The 9,443-nt window shown below is 70.9% G+C and carries 8 protein-coding genes; 5 read left to right on the top strand and 3 right to left on the bottom strand.

The window, feature by feature from the left end:
- The coding region (locus J5F18_RS13710) for an ATPase, T2SS/T4P/T4SS family (RefSeq protein WP_346299161.1) at nucleotides 1–911 on the top strand (911 nt) is incomplete at its 5' end.
- Nucleotides 912–1,195: 284 nt separating this feature from the next.
- Here the strand turns inward: J5F18_RS13710 and J5F18_RS13705 are convergent.
- Complete coding sequence (locus tag J5F18_RS13705; RefSeq protein WP_346299160.1) at nucleotides 1,196–3,598, bottom strand: xylulose 5-phosphate 3-epimerase; 2,403 nt, start codon at nucleotides 3,596–3,598, stop codon at nucleotides 1,196–1,198.
- Between the two features lie 231 nt (nucleotides 3,599–3,829).
- Between J5F18_RS13705 and J5F18_RS13700 the strand changes: the two genes are divergently transcribed.
- The 4 genes from J5F18_RS13700 to J5F18_RS13685 all read left to right on the top strand — a co-directional run bounded on the left by J5F18_RS13700 (nucleotide 3,830) and on the right by J5F18_RS13685 (nucleotide 6,283).
- Nucleotides 3,830–4,444: a L,D-transpeptidase gene (locus J5F18_RS13700; protein WP_346299159.1), complete on the top strand. Its 615-nt coding sequence runs from the start codon at nucleotides 3,830–3,832 to the stop codon at nucleotides 4,442–4,444.
- Between the two features lie 179 nt (nucleotides 4,445–4,623).
- A complete protein-coding gene (locus J5F18_RS13695) occupies nucleotides 4,624–4,887 on the top strand; it encodes an Lpp/OprI family alanine-zipper lipoprotein (protein WP_346299158.1) in 264 nt (87 codons plus the stop codon).
- A gap of 198 nt (nucleotides 4,888–5,085) precedes the next feature.
- Entirely contained in the window at nucleotides 5,086–5,463 is a 378-nt protein-coding gene (locus tag J5F18_RS13690; RefSeq protein WP_346299157.1) for an MbcA/ParS/Xre antitoxin family protein, read from the top strand.
- Nucleotide 5,464: 1 nt separating this feature from the next.
- Nucleotides 5,465–6,283 (top strand): RES family NAD+ phosphorylase, encoded by an 819-nt coding sequence (locus J5F18_RS13685; protein ID WP_346299156.1) that lies wholly within the window; start codon nucleotides 5,465–5,467, stop codon nucleotides 6,281–6,283.
- A gap of 222 nt (nucleotides 6,284–6,505) precedes the next feature.
- Here the strand turns inward: J5F18_RS13685 and J5F18_RS13680 are convergent, their stop codons facing one another.
- Complete coding sequence (locus tag J5F18_RS13680) at nucleotides 6,506–8,611, bottom strand: YjbH domain-containing protein (RefSeq protein WP_346299155.1); 2,106 nt, start codon at nucleotides 8,609–8,611, stop codon at nucleotides 6,506–6,508.
- Between the two features lie 107 nt (nucleotides 8,612–8,718).
- Nucleotides 8,719–9,443: capsule biosynthesis GfcC family protein (locus J5F18_RS13675; protein ID WP_346299154.1), on the bottom strand; the 725-nt coding region annotated here is incomplete at its 5' end.

Here is a 9,443-nt window from a genome sequence, read left to right as displayed (position 1 = left end):
AGGAGACCTTCCTGCGTGTCACCGCGGTGAGCTGCGTGGCCGGCGAGAAGCTGGCGATCCGCTTCCTGGCCCCGCCGGAGAGCTTCCGCGACACCCTCTCGCTGGGGGTGGGCGAGCAGGGCGCCCGGGGCATCCGGCGCTGGATGGACGCCACCGGCGGCATGCTGCTGGTGGCCGGCCCCACCGGCTCCGGCAAGACCACCACCCTCTATACGCTGCTCAACCAGCTGCGCCTGGAGGAGAGCCACGTGGTGACCCTGGAGGATCCCGTGGAGTACGAGATTCCCGGGATCAACCAGATCCAGGTGGACGAGGCCAGCGGGCTCGACTTCGTCACCGGGACCCGCTCGCTGCTGCGCCTCGACCCGGACTATGTGCTGATCGGCGAGATCCGCGACCCCGACTCGGCCCGGGCGGCCCTCAACGTGGCCGGCAGCGGGCGCTCACTGATGGGCACCCTGCACAGCCGCGACGCCGTGGGGGTGGTCTCCTCCCTGCGCCATATGGGGCTCGGCGACGCCGAGATCAGCGCCAACCTGGGGCTGGTGGTGGCCCAGCGCCTGGTGCGGCGGCTCTGCGAGCACTGCCGGGAGCGCGACGCGCTGCCGGCGCGGGAGGCCGAGTGGCTGGATGCCATGGGGGTGGCGCTGCCCGAGACGGCCTGGTTGCCGCGGGGCTGCGACCGCTGCGACGGGCTGGGCTTTCGCGGGCGCACCGGGGTCTTCGAGGTGTGGCAGCCCACCGCCGATGACCACGGGCTGATCCTGCGCCACGCCGACGAATCGCGCCTGCGCCGCGCCCTGGTGGCGCGCGGCGAGACGCTGATGCTGCAGGACGGCCTCAACAAGGCCGAGCAGGGGATCACCAGTCTGCGCGAGGTACTGCGCATGGGGGCGCTGTTGCCGGCTTGACAGGAGCGAGGGGCGAGGGACAAGGGGCGAGGGGCAAGGGTCAAGGGGCAAGGGGAAAGGAGCAAGGCATCCTGTGGGAGCTCGGGTTCCCCGAGCGAATGGCGCCGCAGGCGCCCCGGCGGTGTTGCCGGTGGTTGTGCCTGCCGTCAGGGAGTCCTTCGGCCTCCATTCGCCCGGCAGAGCCGGCCTCCCACAGAACCCAGGCCCTGGTCAATCGCGCAGGATCTGCGCTCCTACGGCTGCCTTGGGTTTCCTCGCTCCTCGTCCCTCGCCCCTCGCCCCTGTCACGGATGACGCAGCACCGCCGTGTCGCCTTCGCCGGCCAGGGCGTCGCGCTCGGGGCCGCTGAGCAGGGCCTCGAGGTCGAGCCCGGCTACCTCGCTGGCCGCTTCCAGCACGTGGGCCCAGGTGGCGCGGTTGGCAAACAGCATGCCAAAGGTGTCCAGGGTGCCGCCGCGGTTGCGGTAGCCCAGGAAGCGCGAGCGGGCGCCGGTGTCCAGGGGGCGCAGCACCCCGGCCAGGGGCTCCGGCCGGCAGTGGGCGAGGAACACCCGGGGGGCCACCTCCGGCACCAGGGTGCTGAGCCGGCACTGGCTGAGCACCGCGCCCGCCTCGCCCTCGTCGCGGGCCTCGCGCAGCTTGCCCGGCTCCTGGATCACGAAGAGGCTCGCCGCGATGCCGGCGCGCTCCAGCCGCACCCGGGCCCGCTCCATCTCCGCCAGCTGGTAGGCGCCCACGGCGAAGAGCTGCAGGCGCGGCGAGGCGGCGTCGTGCAGGCAGAGCAGGCCATCCTCGGCGAGCCGCGTCGCCTGCTCGGCGGTGAGCCGCACCGGCACCGGGTTCTTGGGCACCACCATCACCGCGATGCGCCCGCGGCTGGCGTAGAGCGCGAGCAGGGCGGCGGCGGCGCTGGGCGCGTCCACCGGGAAGAGGGTCGGCGCCACGTCGTCCATCTCGCCGAGCCAGGCCTCGCACAGGGTCGGGTCCTGGTGGGACTGCTCGTTCTTGCCGTTCTCCCAGGTGTGGGAGCTGGCCAGGATCGGCAGCGACAGCCAGCCGGGCGGGCGGCCCGCCTCGCGGCAGTGGCGGGCGAAGAGGATCTCCTGGCGCATGGCGCCGAGCATCTTCACCGCGAAGGCCTCGTAGCTGGCCACCAGGTTGAGTCCCTGCTTGTTGGCCAGCGCCGCGCTGACCACCGCCTCCTCGTTGAGCGCGGTGATCACGGCCCCGTCGAGCGCCTCGGCCACGCCGGGCTCGGGGTCGGTGACCCGGTGCTTGAGCCGGTCCAGGGTGTGGTTGAGGCGATTGGAGCGCATCTCGTCGGGGTTGCCCACTCGCACCCGCAACCCGGGGTTGGCCTCGACCAGGCTCTCGAAGGCCTCGTCGATGGCGGCCATGGGGGAGACGCGCTCGCCCAGGGCCCAGCCGGGCGGCTCGGGCAGGCTGGGCCGCTCGGGGTGCGGGTCCGCCAGGGGGTGGTCGCGTTCCCGCGCCCGCGCGCTCTCGGCATGGTTGTTGAGGGCGGCGATGGCCTCGCGCAGCTCGGCCTCGGGCACGTGCAGGGCGGCGGCTCCCTCGTGGAAGCGGCGCCGGGCGTCGGCGTCCGTGGCGGGGTTGCCGCCCAGCGGCAGGTTGTGAGCGGCGTTGGTGCCGGCCCCGGGAAAGCCGAAGCCCTTGAGCGTCTCGGCGATCACGTAGGGCAGGCGCAGCGGGTAGCGGGCGTGGCCGGCGCGGGCCTGCTCGGCCTGGTCGGCGAGCTCCGCCTCGGCGGTGAGGATCGCCCAGACGAAGGCCGCCGGGTCGCGGCCGTCGATGGTCAGGGGGGCGAAGCCGTTGAGCACCAGGTGGTCCTCGAACCAGTCGGTGCCGCCGGCCTGGCTCATGGTGGTGCGCTGGTCGATGCGCCGGCCATTGGCGATCATCACCGGCACCACCGGCCCCGAGTCCTCGGCCCGCCACCAGCGCGAGGCCCAGTCGCTGCCGCGCTGCTCCTCGAAGGCGCCGTCGCTGAGGAAGGCCACCAGGTGCTGGCCGGGCAGCGGCATGTGCACGTACTGCAGGCCGGCGAAGCCCAGATAGCCCCCCTCGCTCGTCCCGCCGGCGGTGTGGGCGTTGACGTGGCTGCCCAGCGGCGAGACGGGATAGCCATCGGGGTCCACCCCACAGTGATAGAAGTCGTTGACCAGCCGGCTCAGGCCGGCATCGTCGAGCGAATAGCGCGCGGCGTGGGCGGGCCCCAGGTTGTCCACCAGCAGGTTGACGGCGTCGATGGCCGCCACGCAGTGGCCCTGGCCCATCAGCCAGCTGCGCGTCAGGTCGCTCAGGGCGTTGGCGGCCAGGTAGCCCACGTAGGCCGGCACCATGTTCAGGGCGCCGCCGGTATGGCCCTCGGGGTTGGGCTTGAACTCCTCGGCGGCGAGGGGCTCGCCGTCCAGGCGTACCCGCCGGGCGTAGGTCAGGTGGGCCACCAGCCACATGCCCATGCAGGCCAGGCGGTCGGCGGCGATCAGACGGGCGAGCCAGGCCCGGCGCCGCGCCGGCTCGGCGGCGTGGCGGGTCAGCAGCTCGGCGATGCGCTCGATGGTCACCGGGTCGTGGCGGATCACCCCGACCCCCCGGGCCCAGGTGGCGAAGTCGGGATCGTCGGCGAAGGCGGCGGGCAGGGCGGGGCGGGTCGATCGGGGCATGCGGGAGTCCTTGGCCAGGCGTGGGCCGGGCGTGGTAGCGTCCGGGCGCGGGTGGCGGGGTGGCCCGCCGTTTCCCTTCCAGCCTAGATGGCAGCTCCCGGGGTGGCCATGCCCTGGGTCAGCCGCAGCGTTGGCGGCCGGGGGCCTGACAGAAGGGGCTCGGGTAGGCTATAAACTCTGCGATATCAGCGCATGCGAATTTCCCACCCGCTATCAGCCGAGTGTCATCCGATGAACCCCCTTTCCCGCCGCCGCTTCACCCTGATGGCCCTGGGGGCGCCCCTGGCGCTGCTCGGGGCCCAGGGTGCCTCCGCCAACCTGATCGAGACCATCCTGGACCGCGCCCACGTCGCCCGTCACCCCGACGAGGTGTGGGTGCTGGTGGACGACCGCGAGGCCACCCTGACCCTCTACCGGGGCAGTTTCCCGCTGGAGCGCTTCGCGCCCATCTCGCTGGGCCGCGGCGGGGCCCGGACGGGCCGCCTGCGCGGCAGCAACGTCACCCCGCTGGGCGAGTTCCGGGTCAATCGCTTCAATCGCGAGAGCGACTGGCACATCTTCATCGGCCTGGACTACCCGACCCCGACCCATGCGCGCATGGCCCTGGAGGAGGGGGTCTTCACCCAGCGTGACTACGACGACTACTTCCACTATTACCGCCTCAACGGCTACCCGCCGCAGCAGACGGCGCTGGGCGGTTTCATCGGCATCCACGGCATCGGCAAGGGCGACCCCGAGATCCACCATCAGTTCCATTGGACCCAGGGGTGCGTGGCGGTCACCGATGAGCAGATCGAGCGCCTCGCCTCGCTGATCGACATTGGCACCCGGGTCGTGATCCGCTAGGCTATGACGTGCGCAAGGGACGTATACAGCTATGGACAAGCGCCGTTGTCTATAATAAAACAGCGTTTGACTACAGTGCTACGCAGCACAAGTCGCTGCAAGATGGCCTGCATGTGCAGGATGCCTGATCGTCAGGTAATCACTAACGCAGTACCCAAGGAAGACTCAAGGAGAACACCATGACTTTGAAGACCACCCTGAAGCTGACCGCCGCCGCTGCCTCTCTGGCCATCCTGGCTGGCTGTGCCTCCAACGCCGCTCTGGAAGAAGTTCGCCAGACCGCCGAGTCCGCGCAGGCCGACGCTGCCGAAGCCCGCAGCATCGCCACCCAGGCCCAGAACACCGCCAACCAGGCACAGCGTGACGCCCAGGCGGCCCTGCAGATGTCCGAGCAGAACCGTGACGAGATGAACCGCATGTTCCAGCGCTCCATGCAGAAGTAATTCTGCTCGAGCCTGGCGTCACCCTCGGGTGACGGCGGTTCTGCCTCACAAGAAGACCCCGCCTAGGCGGGGTCTTCTTGGTTTCAGGGGCCAGGGGCGAGGGGCGAGGGGCGAGGGGCGAGGGGCGAGGGGCAAGGAGCGAGGTGCATATGCACGCTGGGGGCTATACTCAGTGCAACTACAGCAGGAGGCCTTGCCATGCGTAACGCTACCGCTTCGCTCACCGTGGTCGAGGAAAAGCCCGCCGCACTTGTCCTTGGGGATGCCTTGGCCAGTGCAGCGCGTGACCTGGGGCTGTCCCAGAAGGAACTCCAGGCCATCATCGGTCGCCATCGTACCAGCACCTCACGCAAGGGTATTGATCCGGGAAGCAAGGTAGGCGAGCTGAGCCTGCTGGTGGTACGCACGCATCGGGCGCTGGGCAGCATCGTGGGCTGGGATGTCGAGCTGATGCGGCACTGGATCGATACGCCCAACTCGGGGCTTGGTGGCGAACGTCCCCGCCACCTGATCCGGGGGGTGGAGGGCCTGACCCGGGTGGTGAACTACCTGGAAGACACCCAGGCCCGCCCCTGAGATGGCCGACTGGCACCAGCGGGTCCAGGCTGGCCGTTGCGGGGCGGGTGGGGAGCTGTTCCGGGTGATCAGGGAGCAGGAAGAGACCGACCTCGCCCATGCGCAACGCCTCAAGGATCCGGGGGATATGGTCACCCTGCGCAGGCTGATGGATGAGCAGCGCGAGCGGGAAGCACTGGTGGCGGGCGTTGAAGCGCTCGATATCCGTCTGGCCCGGCCGTTTCGCAAGCCACCTCTGCCCTATCCGTCGCGCTTCGGGCGCGTCAGTGATCCGGGTATTCTTTACGCCAGCCGCGCGCCCCTGACCTGTCTCGCCGAAAAGGCCTACTACCAGTTCCGATTCCTCCACGACCAGCAGACACCGCCGCCCAAGGCGATCAGCGCGACCTACGCCCTGCTGGTGGCCGGCTATTCGACCCCGCACGGGCTCCCCCTGGACGCTCCGACCTGGCAGGATCGCCGGGCCGAGATCACCAGCCCCTTGGACTACACGCTCTGTCAGGCGGTGGGCCAGTGTGCCCGCCAGGCCGGTATCAAGGCGATCGAGTTTCCCTCGGCTCGGCTATTGCCCTATCTCACCCGGCGCAGATCGCGCCGGGTCGACGCAGGACAGCGGCGGGGTGATTGCAACATCGCCGTGCTGTCGCCGCAGGCGCTTTCCGGTGACTCGCCGAGAGACACCTTCCGGGTGTCGTCACAAGAAACGCAAGACCTGATCCGGTTCTTCCTCTGGGGCATGGAGCCGGGGGTGTCGGTGCGTGAGGTGCGGTTCCGGCTGGCGCCATTGCTGGTCAACGGCCAATTGCCGATACCGAGTTGAGTCACGGGGTGAGAGACATCAAAGATCCCCAAGATTCGCCCGGGGGCCCCGACCTCCCACACAACCCCAGCCCCTGGTCAATCGCGCAGGATCTGCGCTCCTACGGCTCCGATGGTGGTTCTCTTCGCCCCTCGTCCCTCGCCTCTCCCCATCGCCGATGTGTCGGACCACGGATAAATCCGGCTCCTACGGTGGGCTTGGAGGTTCCTTGCTCCTTGCTCCTTACTCCCACGTCTTCGGATAGTCGCGCCAGTAGTGTCCCATGTCGCGGGCGTCGGTCAGGCCGTAGAGGCCGTAGCGGCGGTTGAGCCGGGCGCCGCCGTCGCGGGTGAGGGGGCGCCAGGCCACGGTGGCGGTGTCGAGGCTGGAGCGGGTGAAGAAGGCGTCCAGCGGGATCGACACATAGAGCCCCTTGTCGAAGCCGCCCTCGCCGAAGTCGTCGCCGGCGTCGGTCCAGGTGCCCCAGGCCCCGACCCGCACGCCGGAGTCGAACTCCCGGGAGAGGTCCAGGGTGGTGCCCCAGTCGCCGGCCAGGTAGCGGCCCACGCTGAGCTGGGCCAGCACGTCCTCCACGCCGGTCTCCACGTAGGCGGTCAGGTGGCCGGTCCAGGTGTCGTAGTCGCGCAGGTCGAAGCGCTGCTCGAAGTCGCGCTGGCGCACCCAGTTGGCGTCCAGGCCCAGCGCCCAGCGGCTGGCGAAGGGGCGGTAGAGCAGCTCGCCGCCGGCGCCGGCGTACATCATCTCCAGCAGGCCGCCGTAGCCCATGGCGAACCAATCGTCGCCGAGCCGGGCGGTGCGGGTGTACTGCAGGTTCTCGATGCCCAGGCTCGATTCGGCCAGGTAGTCGCCCAGGAAGGTGCGCACCCGCGGCAGGTCCGACTGGCCGCGGTACTCGTAGCGATCCAGGTTGTCGAGCAGGGTCCAGGCCAGCTGGCCCGAGAACCAGCCGCTGGCATCCGTGTGGTACTCGGCATCGAGCACCGCCATCAGCCGGTAGAGGTAGCCGTCCGGGCCGCCGAAGTTCTGGTCCAGGCGCGGGCCCAGGCCCCAGTTGAAGCGCTGCCCGCCGGCCTGGTAGAGCGGCTCGCCGCCCGGCTCGAGCAGCTGGGCATGGGCATAGACCCCCTGCCAATGCTGGCGCTCGTGCTCCGCCGAACGCGCCGCGGCGACGAAGTCGGCGCGGTCGTGGACGCTCTCGCGCAGCGCCAGGCCGCGGTTCTCCCAGCGGTAGTGGAAGCGCTCGATGCCGTCGCCGGCCTCGGCGTGGAGGATGCGCCCGGCGCGCCCCTCGCTCTGGGGGAAGGCGCGGAAGGTGGTCGGCTCGGCCTCGACGTAGAGCGAGCGGCCATCCTGCTGGATCCGCGACACCCGCATGCCGGCGTTGCCCTGCAGCGACTCGGCCACCCGGGCCCAGTCGCCGTGCGGCGCGGCGTCCAGGTCGGCCGGCGGCGGGTCGTTCTTCACCTGGCGCATGCCGGCCAGGTCGATGTTGTAGGCGAGCCCGGCCATGGCGGTATTGCCGCGCTGCCAGCCGGCGTGCAGCTCCAGGTTGTCGGAGAGCGCCAGGCGGGCGCCCAGGTTGAGGCGCGAATCGCGGTCCTGGTCGTTGCCGCCGGGCTCGTTCTGGTAGTCGTTGCCCTCCAGCTCCAGCTGCAGCACCAGCGGGTCCCAGGGGGTCTGGTACTCCACGCCGCCGAACAGCGCCATGGGCCCGCGGAACAGCTGGTCCACGGCGAACTCCCCGCCCTGGTCGCCGCCGGCGCGGCGCGGGCGGTCGTCGAAGCGGTCGCCGAGCCAGCCCAAGGGCGAGCTCACGTCGCCGGCATTGCCCAGATAGCCCCAGCCCAGCCCCAGGGTGACGTCGAAGTCGTACCAGCGCTTGCTGGCCACCAGGTACTCGGCGCCGAACAGGGTGGTGCCGCCGAAGTCCCGGAAGCCCACCGCGAGCCGGGGCCAGTAGCGGGTCTCGTCGAGCAGTCGCAGCTTGACGTCGGCGCCCTTGTCCAGGTGGGTGCGGTCGCCGGCGATGCTGGGGCCGAACAGGCGGTTCTCGGTCTCCACGTAGCGAAAGCCCCCCTCCAGCCAGGCCACCGGCTGGAAGAAGACGTTGTAGCGGCGATAGGGCGCGGTGCGGCTCCAGCTCACGCTCATGGTGCCCTCGGGGGCCATGCGGGCGGTGGGCACCTGCATCAGGCCCACGCCGCCGAAATCGCTCTGGCCGGCCCCCAACTGCCCGGCCAGGCCGCCTTCCGCAGCCGTGGCGCTGCCACTGGCCAGGGCCACCAGTAGCGCCAGCGGGGTCAGGGGAAAGCGGCGGCTTGCAGACAAGCCGCGAGATGCAAAAAAGCTCCGGGACGCAGAAGAGCGAGGGGTGGCAGAAGAGCGAGGGGTGACAGAACCGCGAGGGGATGCAGAACGGCTAGGGCGTGCAGGCATCAGGGCGTCCTTGTCAGGGTGCAGGCGTCGCCGGGCAGGCGGGTGGCGAGCAGCGCCGGCAAGCGGTCGTTGATCAGCTCCCTTTCCCCCTGGGTGCCGGGGAAGGGCGAGGCCGCGCGCAGGCCGCGCTCGCCGGGCAGCTCCAGCAGCACGCGGCTGCCCGGCACCAGCGGCGTAGCCTGGTGGTTCCAGGCCGCCACCCCGCGCCGGCTGATGCGGCCGTCGGGCGTCACCACCGCGGCCCAGTCCGCATCGCGGGCGGCCTGGGGCGAGAGGGCCGCCAGCAGATCGTCCAGTTGCCGAGCGGCCGACCACTCCAGCCGCCTGACGCCATCCAGGCTCCACACCTCCACCCAGGCGGGGGGTGCGCAGACCCCGTAGTGAACCAGGCTGGCCAAGGGCGGGTTGTGGCGCCGGTTGGCACCCAGCCAGGGCAGGTCGAAGCGGCCCGGGGTGCGCGCGGCCGCCGGGTCCCAGCCCGCCAGGGCCGTCTGCCAGGCCTGCAGGCCGGCCTGGCGGCGGTCATCGCCGGCCACCCGGGCGCCGATCACCAGGCTCCCCAGGGTGTGGGCAAGGAAGCGGCGCTCGCGCTCCAGGGTGGCCGCGGTGTCGTGGCGCAGCGCGACCGCGTGCTGCCAGGGCACCACCCCCGCGTAGGCCTGCTGCCAGATCAGCCAGGCGTCACCCAGGGTCATCTGAGGGGCTGCCTGGACCGGCGCCGGTT

This window comes from Halomonas sp. BM-2019 (assembly GCF_017584085.1).
This window is presented reverse-complemented; position numbering and strand designations above follow the sequence as displayed.